We start from the raw sequence: 19,462 nt of genomic DNA, 5'->3' as shown, positions 1-19,462 counted from the left end.
TACAACATATTACGCGTCACGCGACGCTTTTTTACGCTCGTGCTCTTTCAGGAAACGCTTGCGCAGACGGATCGATTTCGGGGTGATTTCCACCAGTTCGTCGTCCTCGATGAATTCCACTGCGTATTCCAGGGACATCTGGATAGGTGGTACCAGGCGCACTGCTTCGTCGGTACCCGACGAACGCACGTTGGTCAGCTGCTTGCCCTTGATCGGGTTGACGACCAGATCGTTGTCGCGCGAGTGGATACCGATGACCATGCCTTCGTAGACTGGGTCATTGTGCGATACGAACATGCGGCCGCGGTCTTGCAGTTTCCAGATAGCGTAGGCAACAGCAGCGCCGTCGTCTTGCGAGATCAGCACGCCGTTACGACGGCCAGCCATTTCGCCACGGGTGTTGTCGACTGGTGCGTATTCGTGGAACACGTGGCTCATCAAGCCGGTGCCGCGGGTCAGGGTCATGAATTCGCCCTGGAAGCCGATCAGGCCACGCGCAGGGATCAGATACTCGAGACGCACGCGGCCCTTGCCATCCGATTCCATGTTTTGCAGGTCGCCACGACGACGGCCCAGTTCTTCCATCACGCCGCCCTGGTTGACTTCTTCAACGTCGACCGACAGGTTTTCAAACGGCTCGTGGCGCACGCCATCGACCATTTTGAATACCACGCGTGGACGCGATACAGCCAGCTCGAAGCCTTCGCGACGCATGTTTTCGATCAGAATCGTCAGGTGCAGCTCGCCGCGGCCCGATACTTCAAAGATCGTGTCGTCGTCGGTCGGCGCTACGCGCAGAGCAACGTTGGCTTTCAATTCTTTTTCCAGACGGTCACGCAGCTGACGCGAGGTCACGAACTTGCCTTCGCGGCCAGCCAGTGGCGAGTTGTTGACCATGAAGTTCATGGTCAGGGTGGGCTCGTCGACGGTCAGCATCGGCAGCGCTTCTGGGGTGTCCAGTGCGCACAGGGTCGAACCGATACCGATTTCGTCGATACCGTTGATCAGGCAGATGTCGCCGGCAACAGCTTCGTCTACCAGCACGCGCTCCAGGCCCTTGAAGTTCAGCACCTGGTTGATGCGGCCTTTGATCGGCGTGGCGCCTGGACCATTGATGACCAGCACGTCCTGGCCGACCTTGACGGTACCGCGGTTGACGCGGCCAATGCCGATCTTGCCGACGTAGGACGAGTAGTCCAGCGAGGTGATCTGCATTTGCAGCGGGCCTTCTGGATTGTCGTCACGCACTGGAACGTGTTCCAGGATGGCGTCAAACATTGGCTTCATGTCGCCGCCGCGTACATCTTCGGTCAGGCCGGCGTAGCCGTTCAGACCCGAAGCGTAAACGATAGGGAAGTCCAGTTGCTCGTCGGTCGCGCCCAGTTTGTCGAACAGTTCGAACGTCTGGTTGATGGCCCAGTCCGGACGTGCGCCCGGACGGTCGATCTTGTTGACGATAACGATAGGTTTCAGACCCAGTGCCAGCGCTTTACGCGTGACGAAACGGGTTTGTGGCATCGGGCCTTCTTGTGCATCGATCAGCAGCAGAACCGAGTCAACCATCGACAGTACGCGCTCTACCTCGCCACCGAAGTCGGCGTGGCCTGGGGTATCGACGATATTGATGTGGGTGCCTTCGTACTCAACGGCGCAGTTCTTCGACAGAATCGTAATGCCGCGCTCCTTTTCGAGGTCGTTCGAGTCCATGACACGAGTGTCGACCGCCTGGTTCTCACGGAAGGTGCCGGACTGGCGCAGCAGTTGGTCCACCAGGGTCGTTTTGCCGTGGTCAACGTGGGCGATGATTGCGATGTTGCGAATTGCGCGTTTTGTATTTGACATGGTCGTAGTAGTTACTGAAAAACTGCGGAGTGCGTACGTAGGTGTACGAGATACCCGAATGCTAATCTATTTCCGGAACCGCGTAGTATAGCATGTTGCGCTGCAACGCTATTTAAAAATGCTGGCGGCTCCAACGGTCGGCGACGGATTGCTTAAAAAGCGACACCGGATGAACAGTGTCGCTGACTAATATGACTTTGCTGTGACTTTGCTGTGACTTTGCTACAACTTACTGCTGCTGCGCCGTGGCGATCAGACGTTCCGGCGCCAGGATGCTGTATTCCTGCAACTGGCCCGTACCCAGCAGTTTGCTCTCGTGATACACGCGCACCCTGCCCGGCTCGTTTGGAACCACAACTTCTTCCTTGCCCAGGGCGATGCGCTGGCCGTGCAGAAAGCGTTTTGCCAGCTCTTCCGTCAACTGGATCGCCGGAAAACTCGACAGCAAGGCATCGACCGGCGCCAGCAAGCCGAACGGCGCTGCGTGCGCAGTCAATTCGTCCAGCGTGATGACGCCATCGATAGTCAAACTACCCACCTGCGTGCGGCGCAAGGCGTTCAGATGGGCGCCGCAACCGAGCACCGCGCCGATGTCTTCACCGAGCACGCGGATATACGTACCCTTGCTGCACATCACCGACAGCGTCAAAAACGGCGCTTCATAGCGGATAAATTCCAGCTTGTGGATGGTCACCGGGCGCGCTTCGCGCTCCAGGGTGATGCCGGCGCGCGCATATTCATACAGCGGCTTGCCATCGCGCTTCAGCGCCGAATACATCGGCGGCGTCTGCATGATAGGACCACGGAACTGGACCAGCACGGCCTCGATCTGCTCTTGCGTCACGTTGACGTCGCGCGTTTCCAGCACGGTGCCTTCGGTGTCGCCCGTATCCGTCGTCAGGCCCAGATGCACCACGGTTTCATAGGTCTTGTCCGCTTCCAGCAAATCCTGGGAAAACTTGGTCGCTTCACCAAAACACAGCGGCAGCAAGCCGGTGGCGAACGGATCGAGCGTGCCTGTATGGCCCGCTTTTTTCGCGTTCAGCACGCGCTTGGCCTTGATCAAGGCATCGTTGCTGGACCAGCCAACCGGCTTGTCCAGCAGCAACACACCATCGACCAGGTCACGCACCCGCTTGATGCCGGGCGGCCGCTTATTACCGGCCATGCTCGTCCGACTCAGGCTTGACGTCCGGCTCGGCATCGGCCGCGCGCGTGGCGTTGGCCTTGTCGATCAGCAAGGACATTTCCATGCCGCGCGAGGTCGAGCTGTCGTGTACGAAATGCAACATCGGCAAGGTGTGGATGTGCAGGCGCTTGCCCAGCAGGCCACGGATGAAGCCGGCTGCGGCGCTCAAGCCTTCGGTGGTGTTCTTGATGGCTTCCTTGCTGTCTTTCAACATCGTGAAAAACACCTTGGCGTGCGCGTAATCAGGCGTGATCTGTACTTCAGTCACGGTGATCATCGTGCCGACACGCGGGTCCTTGAGTTCGTAGGAGATGATTTCGGCCAGGTCGCGCTGGATCTGGTCAGCCACGCGCAAGCCGCGCGCTGGCATGGTTTTGCTATGTTTAGCCATGATATTTCTATGCTGTCCTAAGTGCCGCAGGGCGCATGGGTCAAACGGTTGCCCGTTGACCAATGCGCCCCACGTGTTTGCGCGGACAAGTCCGCGCGGAGTATGACAATTACAGGGTACGAGCGATTTCCTGAACTTCGAATACTTCCAGGGTGTCGCCAACCTGAATGTCGTTGTAGTTCTTCAGCGACAGGCCGCACTCCAGACCGGCGCGTACTTCTTTCGCGTCGTCCTTGAAGCGTTTCAGGGAGTCGATCTCGCCGCTCCACACCACGATGTTGTTGCGCAACAGGCGGACGGAAGAAGCACGCTTGACCACGCCATCGGTAACCAGACAGCCGGCAATTGCGCCCACTTTCGAGACCAGGATAACCTGGCGGATCTCGACCTGGCCGATAACGGTTTCGCGTTTCTCTGGCGCCAACATGCCCGACAACGCCGATTTGATCTCGTCGATCGCATCGTAAATGATGTTGTAGTAGCGAATGTCCACGCCATTCGACTCGGCCAGCTTGCGTGCTTGCGCGTCGGCACGGGCGTTGAAGCCGATGATGACCGCTTTCGAAGCGACTGCCAGGTTGACGTCCGATTCCGAGATACCACCGACGGCAGCGTGTACCACTTGTACGCGCACTTCCGAGGTCGACAGTTTCTGCAGCGAACCGACCAGCGCTTCTTGCGAACCTTGCACGTCGGTTTTGATGATCAATGGCAAGTTTTTCACTTCGCCTTCGGCCATCTGGTCGAACATGTTTTCCAGTTTCGCGGCTTGTTGCTTGGCCAGTTTCACGTCACGGAACTTACCTTGACGGAACAGACCAATTTCACGCGCCTTGCGCTCGTCAGCCATGACGACCACTTCTTCACCAGCCACTGGCACTTCCGTCAGACCCTGGATTTCTACCGGGATCGATGGACCAGCTTCGGCAATCGCCTTGCCGTTTTCGTCCAGCATGGCGCGCACGCGGCCATACGACGAGCCAGCCAGAATCACGTCGCCGCGCTTCAGGGTACCGGACTGCACCAGGATCGTTGCAACAGGACCACGGCCCTTGTCCAGGCGCGCTTCAACTACCAGGCCACGCGCAGGTGCATCGACCGGCGCTGTCAGTTCCAGCACTTCAGCTTGCAACAGCACTTGTTCCAGCAACTCGTCAATACCTTGACCCGTTTTGGCCGATACCGGCACGAATGGCGATTCGCCACCGTATTCTTCCGGCACGACCTGTTCGGCGACCAGTTCTTGCGTCACGCGGTCGACGTTGCCGCCCGGTTTGTCGACCTTGTTGATCGCCACCACCAGCGGTACGCCAGCTGCTTTCGCATGGGCAATCGCTTCTTTGGTTTGCGGCATCACGCCATCGTCGGCGGCAACCACCAGAATAACGATGTCGGTTGCTTTTGCACCACGGGCACGCATGGCGGTAAACGCTTCGTGGCCTGGGGTGTCGAGGAAGGTGATCATGCCGCGTGGCGTATCGACGTGGTAAGCACCGATATGCTGCGTAATGCCACCAGCTTCGCCGGAAGCAACTTTGGCGCGACGAATGTAATCGAGCAAGGATGTTTTACCGTGATCGACGTGACCCATGACGGTCACCACCGGTGCGCGTGGCTTGGATTCGAAGTGCGCGTGTTCGCCCACGTCGGCCAGCAAGGCTTCCGGATCGTCTTGTTCAGCAGCAAATGCCTTGTGGCCCATTTCTTCGACCAGAATCATGGCCGTTTCCTGATCCAGCACCTGGTTAATGGTGCACATCTGGCCCAATTTCATCAAATGCTTGATGACTTCGGATGCCTTGACGGACATTTTGTGCGCCAGTTCGGCGACGGTGATCGTTTCTGGCACGTGCACATCTTTGACGACGGCTTCAGTCGGCGCCTGGAAGTTCGATTCACGGTCATCATGGTGCGTCGGGCGACGGCCCTTCGCGCCACCGCGCCAGCTGTCACGACCCGCCGGGCCGCTATTGCCGCGTGGCTTGGGACCACCGGTAGCGCCGCGTTTTTTCGCGTCATCCGACCAGGTCGACGACACATTGGCCGACTTGATCGATTTTTTATCGGCAACGGCTGGCTTCTTGTCGCCTGGCTTGTCGCCAGGTTTCTTGTCGGCCGGCTTGTGCAGCGTGCCTTCCGGCGCCTTCGGCTTGACCGGAACAGGGACTGGCTCAGGGGCTTTGATGGCGCGGCGTGGCGCGTTCATCATGGCCTTGATCTGGGCGACCTCGTCCGCTACGGCCTTGCGGGCACGTTCGGTGGCTTCGGCTTTTTCAGCAGCTTCCTTGGCAGCAACGGCAGCGGCAGCAGCTTTTTTCTTCGCTTCTTCAGCGACGGCAGCTTTTTTCGCCTCAGCAGCAGCATCGTCAGCCACGGCAGGCGTACCTGCGGCAGCGGCAGCAACCACGGTCGCGGCCTTGGCGGCGGCTTTCTTGGCTTCTGCGTCGGCTTCTTTCTTGGCAGCTAATTCAGCCTGTTGCGTGGCTTTCGCCTGGGCTTCTTTTTCTGCGTCGAGCTTGGCCAGACGTTCTTGCTTTTCGCGCAGATCGGCTTCCTGGCGGGCGATCAGTTCAGCCTGTTTACGGGCGTCTTCTTCGCGGCGCGCCACTTCGGCGTGATCGATCACCGGCGCGGCAGGCGCGACCGGTTCTGCTGCTACCGGCGCGGCTTCATCACGCTGGACGAAAGTACGTTTCTTGCGCACTTCCACCTGGATGGTGCGCGATTTGCCGGTTGCATCGGCTTGCTTGATTTCGGTCGTTTCCTTGCGGGTCACGGTGATTTTCTTCTTTTCTGTGTCAGCCGCTGCGCCATGGGTGCGGCGCAGATGATCCAAAAGCTTGTCCTTATCATCTTTCGACAATGGATCTGACGTCGAACTTTTCTCGACGCCGGCAGAACGCAGCTGCGTCAGCAGCAAATCTGCAGGCATCTTCAGTTCGGTGGCAAATTGGGCTACGTTGTTACTCGCCATTCAGTCCTCTTTTCTATGTGTCGCGGAGATGATAAAGATACTCAAATTAAGCCTTTGCGGATTCGGCCAGACTCCATGCCTTGGCAAGCAAAGCCTTGGCACGATCGTCGTATTTCGAGTCAACCAACTTCATCTCATCGTCGGTCACATCTTTAAATTCACTTGTAATCAGTTCACGCGCACGGTCCGCAGACAAGGCCAGGATTGCGCCAAATTCGTCGTATGCCAGTGCTGCAAATGCTTCAACGGTCTTGATACCAGCCAGACCCAGCTTGCCGGCGGTGACGCGGTCCATGCCTTCCAGACTCACCAACGCCTCGTCCATGCCTTCCAGACCCTCTTCCGAAGCAATCGCTTCAGTCACAAGCGCATCACGCGCACGGGTACGGAGTTCATTGACGGTATCTTCGTCAAACGATTCGATTTCCAGCATTTCGGAAATTGGCACGTAAGCGATTTCTTCCAGACTGGCGAAACCTTCTTCCACCAGAATGTCGGCCACTTCCTGGTCAACATCGAGCTTTTCCATGAACAGGATGCGCACGGCAGCCGTTTCCTGGGCAGCTTTGTCAGCCGATTCTTCGGCCGTCATGATGTTGATCTTCCAACCGGTCAGGTCAGCAGCCAGGCGCACGTTCTGGCCGGAACGGCCAATCGCGATTGCCAGGTTTTCTTCGTCGACCACGACATCCATGGCGTGCTTTTCTTCATCGACCATGATCGACGAGACGTTCGCTGGCGCCAGGGCGCCGATGACGAACTGGGCCGGATCTTCCGACCACAACACAATATCGACGCGCTCGCCGCCCAGTTCACCGGTCACAGCCTGCACGCGCGAACCGCGCATGCCGACGCAAGTACCGATAGGGTCGATGCGTTTGTCCGCCGTGTAGACGGCGATCTTGGCGCGTACGCCGGCATCGCGGGCTGCGGATTTGATTTCCAGCATGCCTTGCTCGATTTCTGGCACTTCCAGCTCAAACAGCTTCATGATGAAGTCTGGAGCGGTGCGTGACAGAATCACTTGCGGGCCGCGCATATTGCGGTCGATACGCAAGATGAAAGCACGTACGCGGTCGCCGATACGCAGATTCTCTTTCGGGATCATCTGGTCGCGTGGCAGACGCGCTTCAATTTTGCCGGACTCGACGATTGCATCGCCGCGTTCCATGCGCTTGATGGTGCCGGTAACGAGCGAATCGCCACGTTCCAGGAAATCGACCAAGATCTGTTCGCGCTCGGCGTCACGCACGCGCTGCAGGACCACCTGTTTGGTGTCTTGCGCGAAGCGGCGGCCGAAGTCGACGGACTCGATCGGTTCTTCGATGTGGTCATCGACTTCGATGTCGGCGATCTGTTCTTTAGCCTCGAAGTGCAGGATCTCTTGATCCGGCAGTTGCAGGCCTGCTTCATCGGGCACCACGTGCCAGCGGCGGAACGATTCAAACTCGCCCGAATCACGGTCGATCGAAACGCGGATGTCTACTTCACCCTCATAACGTTTCTTCGTGGCTTGCGCCAACGCGAATTCAAGCGCGCCGAAAACGACATCTTTATCGACGTTTTTTTCGCGCGCCAGCGCGTCAACCAATAATAAAACTTCGCGGCTCATGCTTTGCGTCCCTTAAAATCCACCTTTGGCACCAAGCGTGCCTTATCCACGTCGGCGAGCGTAAACTCCAACATCGCCGGACCATCCTTACCTTCAAATTCCAACGACAAATTATCGCCGACGGGTTCTTGCAAGGTCCCCTCGAACGACTTCCGGTTGTTCGTACCCGGCATCGCTACGCGCAGCTTGACGATGATTTCATAGCCTGCGAAACGGACAAAGTCTTCCAGCTTGCGCACCGGCCGGTCCAGGCCCGGGGAAGAAATCTCGAGACGTTCGTAAGGAACGTTCTCTACCGTCAACACATGCGATAACTGGTGACTGACCGTGGCACAGTCTTCGACCGTGATCGGACCTTTTTCAGCGGCATCGGCGGCGCTGAAATCAATAAAGACGCGCAGCAGGCCGCGCTCGGCACGTTCAACATCAACGAGCTCATAGCCCAGACCGGTGACTGTCTTTTCAATTAATTCCAACTGCTGCAAGAAATTCTCCAGAAATAAGGCCTGTTTTTTGCATCGCAACATCCTTTTCGGCGCTGGCGGCATGCAAAAAAACACGTTCAAGTCATTTATGGCCCCTCGCGGAGCCATTACAAACGGTTCAACAAAAAAAAAATGGGCATCTGCCCATCTTCTTGTATTTCCCCAACCAGATGAAAGCACTCCCCACCAAACTACCCTGCGGAGAACTTTTATTAGGCTGCAGATTATAACCTCTTATTAACTGCGCCGCAATGCCGCACGACAGGCGTGGCCCTGCTTACAACAGTCTCAGCCACAAGAATTGCGCATCCGGCACAGAAACCGGATGCACGACTAGCGTATCCCGATCAGCCTTTGCGGCGGCGCGGCATGCCATCCATGCCACCACGCGGCTGACCACCGGAACGCACCTGGCCGGCGCCACCGCCAGCACCGCCACCATTGCGGCGCGGCGCCGAATTGGCAAAGCCGAACGTCGTTTGCAGTGGATCAGGCTGACGCGGAGCACGCTGCGGCGCGCGGCCTTCGCCACCCGGACGTCCCTGGCCCTGGCCTTGACCCTGGCCGGCTGCGCGCGGCGGACGACCCTGGCCTTGCGGCTGGCCATCGAACGATGCCGACGAGCGAGGCGCACCCTGGAACGGACCTTGTGGCTGGCCACGGCCCGGACCACGGCTTTCGCCGGGACGTGCGCTGCCGCCTGGGCGACCCTGGCCTTGCGGACGGGCAAACTGGCCTTGCGGCTGGCCACGGCGCGGCGCGACCGGGAAAGGATCGGCGTTGCGGTTACTCACATCGATGCGATTGCCATTCGGCTCGTCATCACGGGCAGCCTTGCGCGTTTCGCGGCCCTTGGCGGCGCCAGCGGCGCGCGGATCACCGGAAGCCGGCATTTTCTTTTCAATCCCGTAGGCGGTCAGCAGGTCGCGCACGGTATTTTCATCCATCTCTTCCCAGCGGCCACGTTTCAGGCCGCTCGGCAAGACCATCGCACCGTAACGGGTACGGATCAGGCGCGAGACGGTCAGGCCGATTGCTTCGAACATGCGGCGCACTTCGCGGTTACGGCCTTCGCCGATCACCACGCGGTACCACTTGTTGATGCCTTCGCCGCCGCCATCAGCGATCTTCGAGAATTGTGCCAGGCCATCTTCCAGCTCGACGCCGGCCAGCAGTTTCTGGCGCATGCCCTCTTCCAGCTCGCCCAGGGTACGCACGGCGTACTCGCGGTCAATGCCATAGCGCGGGTGCATCAAACGGTTGGCCAGATCACCGGAAGTCGTAAACAGCAGCAAACCTTCGGTATTAAAGTCCAGACGGCCCACGGCCAGCCATTTGCCTGCCTTCATGGTCGGCAAGCGGTCGAACACGGAAGGACGGCCATCCGGGTCGTTGTGGCTGACGATTTCTCCGGCCGGCTTGTGGTACACCAGCACGCGTGGCGGCTTCTTGCTGACGCGGCGCTGGATCAGCTTGCCATTGATACGCACATGGTCGGTCGGCAAGATGCGCTGGCCGATATGGGCCGGCTCGCCATTGACGGAAACACGGCCCGAAATGATCAGGTCTTCCATGTCGCGGCGCGAACCGAGACCGGCTTCGGCCAGCACTTTGTGCAGCTTCGGCGCATCGTCCTCGGAGGTCAGGTCGCGGCGCACGGCCGCCTTTTGTATGCGGCCCGTGCCGCCTTCTTCGCTGTCGAAAGCGTCGGAAGTAACAAACGAGAACACCGCGTCGGCTTCATTGAGCTTGCCTGGCGCAGCCTGGCGGCCCTTGCCTTTTTTACGGCTCTTGCCGGCATTCTTGCCCGTGCCCGGCAAATCGTTGCGCTGGGCGCGCTGCTGGCGCGGATTGCCGTCGGCGTCAACTTGCTCAGCGACGGGCTCGGCTGGCGCAGGCGCGGCTTCCACGGTTTCACGCGGCGGCTGGCGCAATGCGCGCTCGGCTTGCACGCCACGCATCTGGCGCGGTCCGCGCGGCTGGCGCGCTGCAGTGGTTTCGTCAGCAACAGTCTCAACGGACTCAACAGCCGCCTTGACGGCGGCGCGGGCGCGTGGCGGACGCGCTGCAGGCGCTGGCGCCGCGACGGCATCGGCGGCCGCTTCGGCAGCAGCGACGAGGCCCTTGGCGGCTGGCTTGGCACGGGTTTTCTTGACCACTGGCGCCGCTTCGGCGTCTACGGCAGCGACGGGCGCATCGGCGGCCACATCGGCTTTGCTGCGGCGTTTTGGTTTGGCGGCAGCATCTGCCGCCGGGCTGGCGGTGCTGGCAGCGGCTGCATCGGCTTCTATCTGAGCCTTGGTGCGGCGCTTGGGCTTGGCGACGATGTCGTCGCTGGCGGTATTTGTCTCGGGAGTATTCGGATTATTCATTATTCGTTTCTTGGCTGTGCTGACCTGGCGCAGCGTCAACCGTTAGTTCTGGCGCAGGGTCGTGAGTGTAGGCTTCATCCAGGGGCGAAGCATCGGGGCCGGCATCAGGGCTTGCTGTCACTTCAGTTACAGCGGCATTGCTACCTGCACCAAGCTGTTGTGCAACGTCATCCGTTGCGTCATTCTTTGCTTTATCAAAATTTTCTTGCAGGGCCGCTTCCAGGGCTTCCATTCCGTTCCCCTGCATCTCGCTGATTTGCTGCAAGGGCGGCAGCTGGGACAGCGAGCTCAAGCCCAGATCATCCAAAAATTGCCTGGTGGTCGCCAGCAAGGCTGGCCGTCCCACCACGTCGCGGTAGCCGATCGCATCGACCCAGCCGCGGTCTTCCAGCATCTTGATCGTTTGGGAATTGACGGCCACGCCGCGAATTTCCTCGATATCGCCGCGCGTTACGGGCTGGCGATAGGCAATGATGGCCAGGGTTTCCAGGGTCGCCCGCGAATACTTGGGCGGACGCTCTGGCGTCAAACGATCGAGATACATCTTCATTTCCGGCCGGCTTTGAAAACGCCAGCCCGACGCCAGGCTAACCACCTCGATGCCGCGGCCTTCCCACTCCTGGCGCAACTCTTCGAGCAACTGCTTGATGGTATCGGCGCCGACGCCGACACCGCGCACGCGGCCATTCTCGTCTGCATCGACGAACAGCTTTTTCAGGCTATGGATCGTCAACGCTTCACGAGCGCACAGCAATGCGGTTTCGAGGACTTTTTTAGCCTCAATTGTATTCATAGCAGTTCTGTGCGGATATGTGTTGCAATTCGTATGCAGAGAAAGAAATCAAAACGTTCATTTCAACGTAACAATTCAACGTAACATAAGACAGGGCGGACATCGGTAATGACGCCATGCTGGGTTACAAGTTGAGGCTGTTTTTTCCGACGCCTTGGCCGATGCGCGCAAAGCGGGAGTCATGCGGATGCGGTGAACGTCCCGCCATCCATGGTGCCGGTCTTAATTAACCAATTAAATAACCAGCGCTGAAACGTAATCCGGAGCAATCGCTACATCAGCGGCGTAATCCTCAGCCGGGCAATTGAGCGACAGTCGTCGTTTCATCCAACGATGCCAATTGTACCTGATAAAAAGAGGAAAAGCGTAAAACCGGGTAAAACACGCGTTTTACCCGACCGCGATGCGAAAAACAGACAAGCCGCCCGGCTAGCGCGCCAGCCCAGCCCTGGCGCTGGCGCCATTCAAAAACATGGCCAGCAGAAAATCGGCTCCCTGGCGCGCGCCCATCGCTTCGTCGGCGATCAGATCGGAGGTGGTTTCCGCCAGCCCCTGCAAGGCGCCGACCAACCATTGCGCCGGCAGGTCCTGGCGAAACACGCCCTGCACCTGGCCGCGCTCAAAAAAGGCATGCAGGCGCTGTTCGATTTTATCGACCGCCGCATCCATGCCCGGCACCAGCTCCACCAGATGCAGCCAGCTATAGCCGAGCCCATATCCCAAACCCCATACTTGCCCGATAGCCCGGTAATGCCTGGCGAGCGCAGTGAAGGCCACATCGACCGGGTCTTCCTCCAGCCCGGCGGCGTCGAGCATCGACAAGGCCTCGCCCAGCACCCGCCCGACCAGCGCGGCGATCAATAGTTCGCGGGTAGCAAAGTAGCGCGCCAAGGTGGTTCGGCTGACGCCGGCCGCCTTGGCAATGTGCTGTATCGATGCACTGCGGTCACGCGACAAAACCATCGCGGCCGCATCCAGAATATTTTCAGACGTTCTTGACATGGCACTCCATATGAAGCATTTATGCTCATTGTGGTACATTTATGTACCATTAGGCATTTCAATGTAATCAAGGAGTTTACCATGCCGTCCCTGTACCGCCGCAGCCTGCTGCGCCGTTCTCTCGCCACCATCGCCGCAGCGCTCGCGCCATCCATCGCCACCGCGCGGCCCAGCCGCCCCATGCCGTCCGTGATCGTGATCGGCGCCGGGATCGCCGGCATCGCTGCAGCGCAGCGTTTGCAGCGCGCCGGTTGCCGCGTCACCATGATCGAAGCTCGCCAACGGCTGGGCGGGCGCATCTGGACCGACCGCAGCTGGCCCGACGCGCCGGTCGACCTGGGCGCTTCATGGATACATGGCGTGCACAACAACCCGGTGGCGGCGCTGGCCCGGCAGCTGGACATCCCGACCACCGTCTACGATGCGGGTACGCTCAGTAACAACCTCGCTGAAAGCCGCTTGTATGACGCTGACGGCGCGCCCGTGACAGCGGCGTGGCGCCGGCAACTTGCTGCCGACCAGGACCAGCTCGCCGACCGCATGGCCAGCATCGCGGAAAAAAAAGCCGGCACCCCGCTCTCCATGCACGATGCGCTGCGCCAGGCCTTGCAAGACAGCGCCTTGCCGGCCGGCCGGAAAACCGCCGCCTTTGAATTATTCAGCCGCAATGTGGAAGACGACTACGGCGCCAGCGTCGATGAGATCGCGGCATGGGCGCTGCAAGAGGGGTCGGGTTTCGGCGGGCGCGAAGTGGTGTTTCCAGGCGGATATGGCCAGCTGGTCGAGCGCCTGGCGCAAGGACTTACCATCCTGACCAGCCATGTCGTCGAACACATCGACTATCGCGGCCCCGCAGTCCAGGTGCACACCAGCCAGGGCGTGCTCAGCGCGGACAAGGTCATCGTCAGCTTGCCGCTCGGCGTGCTCAAGGAAGGCAAGCTGGTCTTCACGCCGGCACTGCCAGCAGAAAAAACCGGCGCCATCGCCCGCCTCGGCATGGGCGTCTACGACAAACTGTATCTGCGCTTCCCCAAGGTCTTCTGGGATGCCAGCGACATCATCACGCAACTCGATACCAAACAGGGTATCTGGTCGAACTGGTATGCACTGGAGCGCGTGACGGGCCAGCCGATATTGTGCGCCTTAAATGGCGGCAACGCGGCGCGCTTATTGGAAGGCATGCAGGATGAAGCCATCGTGGCCAGCGCGATGCAGCAATTGCGCAGCATCTATGGCAGCGCCGCCATGCAAGCGGAAAGCTGGCACATCACGCGCTGGGCGGCCGATCCCTACGCGCGCGGAAGCTACTCCTTCCCTGGAGTCGATGCGCTACCCGATGACCGCAAGAAATTGGCGGCGCCAATTCAGCACAAGCTGTATTTCGCAGGAGAAGCCACCCACAACGATTACAGCGGCACCGTCCACGGCGCCCTGCTGTCAGGCTGGCGCGAAGCGCGGCGGATCTACGGCTGAGCTTATTGCGTGCCGAGTTTTTCCGACAGAATGGCCGAAACACCCAGGAAAGCAGGATATTGCGCAGTAATCACGAAGGTCGGGATTTGCGAGACATAATTGGTAAAACGTCCCTTGCTTTCAAAACGGGCGCGGAAACCCGAACGGTCGAAGCGCTCGCCCAGGCGTGGCACGATGCCGCCGCCGATATAAATGCCGCCCAGCGCGCCCAGGGTGACGGCGACATTGGCCGCCATCGAACCGAGCACGCAGCAAAACGCTTCGATGGCCTCGTCGCACAGCAGCGATTCGCCCGACAGCGCGCGGCGCGTGATTTCCGCCGCGCTCAAGCCTTCCGATGACACGCCAGCACGGTCGGCCAGCGCGCGGTAAATCAGTTCCAGGCCATCGCCAGACAACAAGCGCTCGGCCGAGACATGTTCGAATTCACGCCAGGCATATTGCAGGATCGCCACTTCCACTTCATTCGATGGCGCGAAATTGACATGGCCGCCTTCGCTTTGCAGGGCAACCCAGCTGCCATGCGCAGGGATCAGGCCCGATACGCCCAGGCCGGTGCCGGCGCCGATCAGGCCAATCGCCGTATTCTGGCGGGCCGACCCTGTGCCGACCTGATGTTTCTCTTCATTCGACAACAGCGGCAAGGCGCGCGCCAGAGCCGTAAAATCATTGACTACGTCCAGGGTCACGAAACCGCACTCGGCGCGCATGGCGCTGATCGAGAAGGACCAGTGATGATTCGTCATGCTGAGGAAATCGCCATCGACCGGGTTGGCGATGTCGATCGCGGCGTGGCGCACCGCCGCTCCACCGGCAGCGGCCACGGCTGGCAAGGCCAGATAGGCTTGCAGGGCAGCGGTCAAACTGGGGTAATCGGCGCAGGGCAACACTTCCACCAGGGTGATGTTGCCAGGAGACAATTCCAGGGCGAAACGGGCATTCGTGCCGCCCACGTCGGCCAACAGGCGTGGACCATCGGCAAAAGCGGAAGATTGCAGTGCAGGAGAAGACGATGCGCTCATGATTTTAATGTTGAAATGGGACCCATGGGACGCCAAGCTTAAAGGATGAACGAGCTTCGATGCAAGCAAAGTTTGTAGTTTAAGTACATCAAATCTGGCATTTGTTGGTAGTTCCACTCCAAATGCAACATTACTGAAATAAGTTATTTAATAATTACGCTTTGTTGTGAGCGCACACTATCGCCACACGCCAGATTATCATGTTGCACAGCAGCAGAAATCACTGTGTAAAGATGGAGAAAATTGTCTGCATGACGGCGCTGACTTGCACACCCCGGGCACATAGCGGCAGGCTTTTCCGTGGCCTTGGCGACCTGGTTTTCGTATTATTACTACCGAATTTTTACGCGATAAAACGGAGAGTTCAGGAAGGCACACCTTCGCTGAGCAGGCTGGAGGGCACCGGCAAATCGGAGCGGTATGCGGCATTCCAGGCATCGAGGCCACCATGCAAAGGCCGGGCGCGGTGGAAACCGTGTTCGTGCAGCAACTTGGCCACCTGGGCAGCCGTCACGTCATTGGGGCAACTGCAATACACGATGATGTGCCTATCCTTGTCCATCGTGATCATGGCAGGCACGGGTTCCTTGCCATTGAAAAACATTGCGCCGGGTACGGCAGGCTCCAGCGCCTGCGCCGTGGCGCTGCGCGCATCGACCATCAGCGGCTCTTCGCCCTGCTCTATCAATTCCAGCAATTCATCGATGCCGATGCGTTCGATCTGCAAGGCTTGGCGGAAGCGCCGGCGCTCCAGGTATTTATAGAGCAGGAACATGCCCAGCAAGGTCGCCAGCACCAGCAAGGCGGTGCCGCCCATGGTACTGAGCAAGTCCAGCACTTGTTGCACACTGGCATGGAAAATCACGCCAAGCAGGATGCCGGTGCTGCACCACAACAAGCCGCCCAAGCCGGCGTAAAAAAAGAAACGCTTGGGCGAGGTACCCATGGCGCCCGACATGGGAGCAGCAATGGTATTAAACCCGGGAATGAACTTGGAGACCACCAGCGCCTTCGGCCCCCAGCGCTTGAACTTGTCTTCCGTCTGGCTGACGCAATAATCGGGCGACAGCGAGATACGGCAGAGCAAACGCAGGATGCGCTTGCCGAAATAACGGCCCGCGCGGAACCAGGTGAAATCGCTGATCAGGCAGGCAGCCAGCGCTGCGGCCAGCACGGTGCCGAAATGCATATCGCCATCGACGGCCAGCGCGCCGGCCACGATCAGCAGGGGAAAGGCGGGAATCGGCAAGCCGAGCTGCTCCACCAGTACGATACCGAAAACGATCAGCACGCCGTAATGTTCGAGGAGATGGAGAAGAGTCAGCATGGCCCTATTTTATCGCATCTGGGACAGGTCCGCGCGCGGCCCTTATGCATACGACATGGCCTGTGCCAGCGCGCAACACAGCTCGCAAAATCACGCTATATTGATGGCCCCAGAACGCCTCTCACCTTCCCGGAGTTTTCATGAGCACCCCACATTTCAGCACGCCGGCCGCCGTTGCGCTCTTGCTATTGGCCGCTAGCAGCGCCGCCAGCGCCGCCACACCGGCGACCTATGGCCCCGAACTGCAAGGTTTTACGTATCCACACCCGATTCAGTCGTTCAACTTCAGCTCGCAGGGGCAAAGCTTGAAAATGGCATATATGGACGTGGCGCCCAAGGGGGCACCAAACGGCCAGACGGCAGTACTATTGCATGGCAAGAATTTTTGCGGCGCCACCTGGGACCAGACGATTACAGCGCTCAGCGATGCCGGCTACCGCGTGGTGGCGCCCGACCAGATCGGCTTTTGCGCCTCGAGCAAGCCGGAGCACTATCAATATACCTTCCAGCAACTGGCCGGCAATACGCAAGCCTTGCTGCAACATATAGGCGTCACGCGCAGCGTCATCATCGGCCACTCGACGGGCGGCATGCTGGCCACGCGTTATGCCTTGATGTATCCGCAAGCCGTGTCGCGCCTGGTGCTGGTCAATCCGATCGGCCTGGAAGACTGGAAAGCGCTGGGCGTGCCCTATCGCACGGTGGACCAATGGTATGAGCGTGAACTGAAACTGAATGCCGACTCGGTGCGTTCGTATGAGAAATCGACCTATTATGTGAACCGCTGGAAACCGGAATACGAGCGCTGGGTAGACATGCTGGCCGGCCTGAACCAGGGCCCTGGCCACAAGCTGGTGGCGTGGAATTCGGCATTGATCTACGACATGATCTTTACGCAACCCGTGATCTATGAATTCCCGCAACTGAAAATGCCGGTCACGCTGATGATAGGCGATGCCGACACGACCGCCATCGGCAGCGACATCGCGCCGCCGGACGTCAAGGCCAGGATCGGCCATTACCAGGTACTGGGCAAGCAAGTGGTGAAATTGATCCCGCAAGGCCAGCTGGTTGAATTCCCCGGCCTGGGCCATGCGCCGCAGATGGAAGAACCAGCCGCCTTCCACAAGGAATTGTTGAAAGCGCTGGTCCAGTAAATTATTTGGCTGCTGAAGTCGATGGGGTGGCCATATCGAGATACTGCCACTCCTCCTGCATGATCGGATGCTTCTTGTAGCCCAGCACGCTCTTTTGCGCCAGCATATTGCGGTAGCGCCCGTAAGCGACCATGGCGCCCGCGTTCACTTCCAGCCGGCGCGCCATTTCATGGTAAAGCAGATCGCGTTCCGGGCCGGCCGGCAATTTTTCGCTGGCCGCATACCATTGATCGTATTGCGCATCCTGATAACAGGCGGAATTGTTTTGATGCGTGTTCGGGCCGTAAAACAATTGCATGAAATTGCTGCCGTCAGGATAGTCTGCCTGCCATGGCGAGGCAAACGCCTGCAGCTTGCAATTCTTTTGCTCCTTGACCAGGTCGCCAAACGTCAGCATCTGACTTTCCATACGAATATTGATCGACTTATAGGTCTTGCGCCACAGTTCGGCCTGCAGCTCGCCGGCGCTGCCCGCGCGCGAAGCAAAATGGATCACCATCGGCTTGCCATCGGGCAAGGTACGCCAGCCGTCCTTGCCTACCTTGTAACCGAACTGGTCCAGCAGCTTGTTGGCCAGCGCCGGATCGTATTGCAGCAAGCTCCGGTAATGCGGATCATGGCCCACCACGCCCGGCGGTATCGGATACTCCAGACGCTGGGCTTCGCCATTCAAGGTGATGCGAATTTCTTCGTTGACATCATGCGCCATCGCAATTGCACGGCGCAAGGCGATCTTGTCCTTGGAAAAACCACCGACCACCGGATCTTGCATATTCCAGTAATACGCGGTGATTTCCGGGTCGAGCAAGCGCGACAACTGCATGCCCTTGGCAGCCAGCTCGGGGCGCAACTTGCCGTTCAGCAGCGCTTTCGGCGCCAATGCTCCCCCCAGGCGGAACAGGTCGGCGCCGCCGCTCTGGAACGACAGCCAGCGCGACTGGTCTTCCGTTTGCACGCTGATTTCAACGCGCCCGATCTGCGGCATCTTCTTGCCCTTCATCTGGGACACGATGCGCTGGTCGTCGGGATCATCGCCAGGCGCCACATCCCAGGTTTGCGGCAAGTGATCGGTATTTTCATTGAGCACGATGCGGCTGCCGCGCACCCATTCACCGAGTTTATAAAAGCCCGTGCCAACCGGATTCGAGGCAACCTCGCCCTTCATATCACCATATTGCGCCACCACTTCGCGCGCCACGGCGGCCGAGGCAGGCTGCGCCAGCAACATCGGCAGATTGAAATCCGTCTGTTTCAAATGGATGCGCAAGGTATAGGGATCGAGCAATTCGAAACCGGCGATATTCTTGTCGTAGTTAAATGATCCGCCTTTGCTGGCGGCCGCCGCCAATTCATCGAGGCCGACCACCTTGCCATCGAACAGCCAGCTGTTCGGCGAGGACAAACGCGGATCGAGCAAGCGCTTCCACGAATACACGAAGTCCGCCATCGTCAATTCGCGGCGCTTGCCCTTGAAGGCGGGGTCGGGCGTAAACACGATGCCTTTTTTCAGGCGGATGGTATAGGTCTTGCCGTCAGTCGAGATGTCCGGCATGGCGGCGGCCGCCTGCGGGATCACCTTCACGGGACGGGCCAGGTAATCATAGGTGTACAAGGTGTCGAAGATGGCTTCTTCGATCATCAAGCCGCCCTCGTCGACCGTGGTGGCCGGGTCGAGGCCGCTTTCGGCTGCTTCCATGATATAGCGCAAGACCTTGACCGGCTCCTGGGCATGGGCGGCCGGCAATATGGCAGGCAAGACGAAGCAGACGGCCAGCGCCAGCTGGCGCATGCGTGGTGGTTTCATGGAGGACTCTCAGTATGGA

14 protein-coding genes are annotated in these 19,462 nt (G+C 59.2%); 2 read left to right on the top strand and 12 right to left on the bottom strand.

Annotation, left to right across the window (positions count from 1 at the left end):
- Nucleotides 1-9 precede the first annotated feature (9 nt).
- From typA to HDE72_RS06025, 9 genes are all read right to left on the bottom strand, one after another.
- Nucleotides 10-1,842, bottom strand: coding sequence for a translational GTPase TypA (gene typA, locus HDE72_RS06065; RefSeq protein WP_183737958.1), 1,833 nt, complete (start codon nt 1,840-1,842; stop codon nt 10-12).
- Nucleotides 1,843-2,071: 229 nt separating this feature from the next.
- Nucleotides 2,072-3,010 carry a tRNA pseudouridine(55) synthase TruB gene (gene truB, locus HDE72_RS06060; RefSeq protein ID WP_183737956.1) on the bottom strand — a complete coding sequence of 313 codons (939 nt, stop codon included), beginning with the start codon at nt 3,008-3,010 and terminating at the stop codon, nt 2,072-2,074.
- Nucleotides 3,000-3,422, bottom strand: a complete 423-nt coding sequence (rbfA, locus tag HDE72_RS06055) for a 30S ribosome-binding factor RbfA (protein ID WP_183737954.1) — start codon at nt 3,420-3,422, stop codon at nt 3,000-3,002. Before rbfA ends, truB begins: the two co-directional genes overlap by 11 nt.
- A 109-nt stretch (nt 3,423-3,531) precedes the next feature.
- Complete coding sequence (gene infB / locus HDE72_RS06050; protein ID WP_183737952.1) at nt 3,532-6,396, bottom strand: translation initiation factor IF-2; 2,865 nt, start codon at nt 6,394-6,396, stop codon at nt 3,532-3,534.
- A 46-nt stretch (nt 6,397-6,442) separates the two neighbouring features.
- Nucleotides 6,443-8,008, bottom strand: a complete 1,566-nt coding sequence (nusA, locus tag HDE72_RS06045; protein ID WP_183737950.1) for a transcription termination factor NusA — start codon at nt 8,006-8,008, stop codon at nt 6,443-6,445.
- The gene (rimP, locus tag HDE72_RS06040; RefSeq protein ID WP_183737948.1) at nt 8,005-8,493 is read right to left on the bottom strand and encodes a ribosome maturation factor RimP; all 489 of its coding nucleotides are present in this window, start codon (nt 8,491-8,493) and stop codon (nt 8,005-8,007) included. Before rimP ends, nusA begins: the two co-directional genes overlap by 4 nt.
- Before the next feature lie 347 nt (nt 8,494-8,840).
- On the bottom strand, nt 8,841-10,865 hold the full coding sequence (rluB, locus tag HDE72_RS06035; protein WP_183737946.1) for a 23S rRNA pseudouridine(2605) synthase RluB: 2,025 nt from the start codon (nt 10,863-10,865) through the stop codon (nt 8,841-8,843).
- Nucleotides 10,858-11,658 carry an SMC-Scp complex subunit ScpB gene (gene scpB / locus HDE72_RS06030; RefSeq protein ID WP_183737945.1) on the bottom strand — a complete coding sequence of 267 codons (801 nt, stop codon included), beginning with the start codon at nt 11,656-11,658 and terminating at the stop codon, nt 10,858-10,860. Before scpB ends, rluB begins: the two co-directional genes overlap by 8 nt.
- 429 nt (nt 11,659-12,087) lie before the next feature.
- The gene (locus tag HDE72_RS06025) at nt 12,088-12,660 is read right to left on the bottom strand and encodes a TetR/AcrR family transcriptional regulator (protein ID WP_183737943.1); all 573 of its coding nucleotides are present in this window, start codon (nt 12,658-12,660) and stop codon (nt 12,088-12,090) included.
- 81 nt (nt 12,661-12,741) lie between these two features.
- Between HDE72_RS06025 and HDE72_RS06020 the strand changes: the two genes are divergently transcribed.
- Nucleotides 12,742-14,133, top strand: a complete 1,392-nt coding sequence (locus HDE72_RS06020; protein ID WP_183737941.1) for a flavin monoamine oxidase family protein — start codon at nt 12,742-12,744, stop codon at nt 14,131-14,133.
- 2 nt (nt 14,134-14,135) lie between these two features.
- Here the strand turns inward: HDE72_RS06020 and HDE72_RS06015 are convergent, their stop codons facing one another.
- Together HDE72_RS06015 and HDE72_RS06010 are read right to left on the bottom strand one after the other, a co-directional pair.
- Nucleotides 14,136-15,155, bottom strand: coding sequence for a glucokinase (locus HDE72_RS06015; protein WP_183737939.1), 1,020 nt, complete (start codon nt 15,153-15,155; stop codon nt 14,136-14,138).
- 364 nt (nt 15,156-15,519) lie between these two features.
- On the bottom strand, nt 15,520-16,482 hold the full coding sequence (locus HDE72_RS06010; RefSeq protein WP_183737937.1) for a DedA family protein/thiosulfate sulfurtransferase GlpE: 963 nt from the start codon (nt 16,480-16,482) through the stop codon (nt 15,520-15,522).
- 140 nt (nt 16,483-16,622) lie between these two features.
- Here HDE72_RS06010 and HDE72_RS06005 point away from each other — a divergent pair, with 140 nt between their 5' ends.
- Entirely contained in the window at nt 16,623-17,639 is a 1,017-nt protein-coding gene (locus HDE72_RS06005) for an alpha/beta fold hydrolase (RefSeq protein WP_183737935.1), read from the top strand.
- 1 nt (nt 17,640) lies between these two features.
- Here the strand turns inward: HDE72_RS06005 and HDE72_RS06000 are convergent, their stop codons facing one another.
- Complete coding sequence (locus HDE72_RS06000; RefSeq protein WP_260176534.1) at nt 17,641-19,443, bottom strand: ABC transporter substrate-binding protein; 1,803 nt, start codon at nt 19,441-19,443, stop codon at nt 17,641-17,643.
- Between the last annotated feature and the right edge of the window lie 19 nt (nt 19,444-19,462).

This window comes from Janthinobacterium saanense (genome assembly GCF_014200675.1).
Taxonomy (GTDB): domain Bacteria; phylum Pseudomonadota; class Gammaproteobacteria; order Burkholderiales; family Burkholderiaceae_D; genus Janthinobacterium.
Note: the sequence above shows the minus strand (reverse complement) of the source record. Positions and strands in the feature narration are given on the sequence as shown.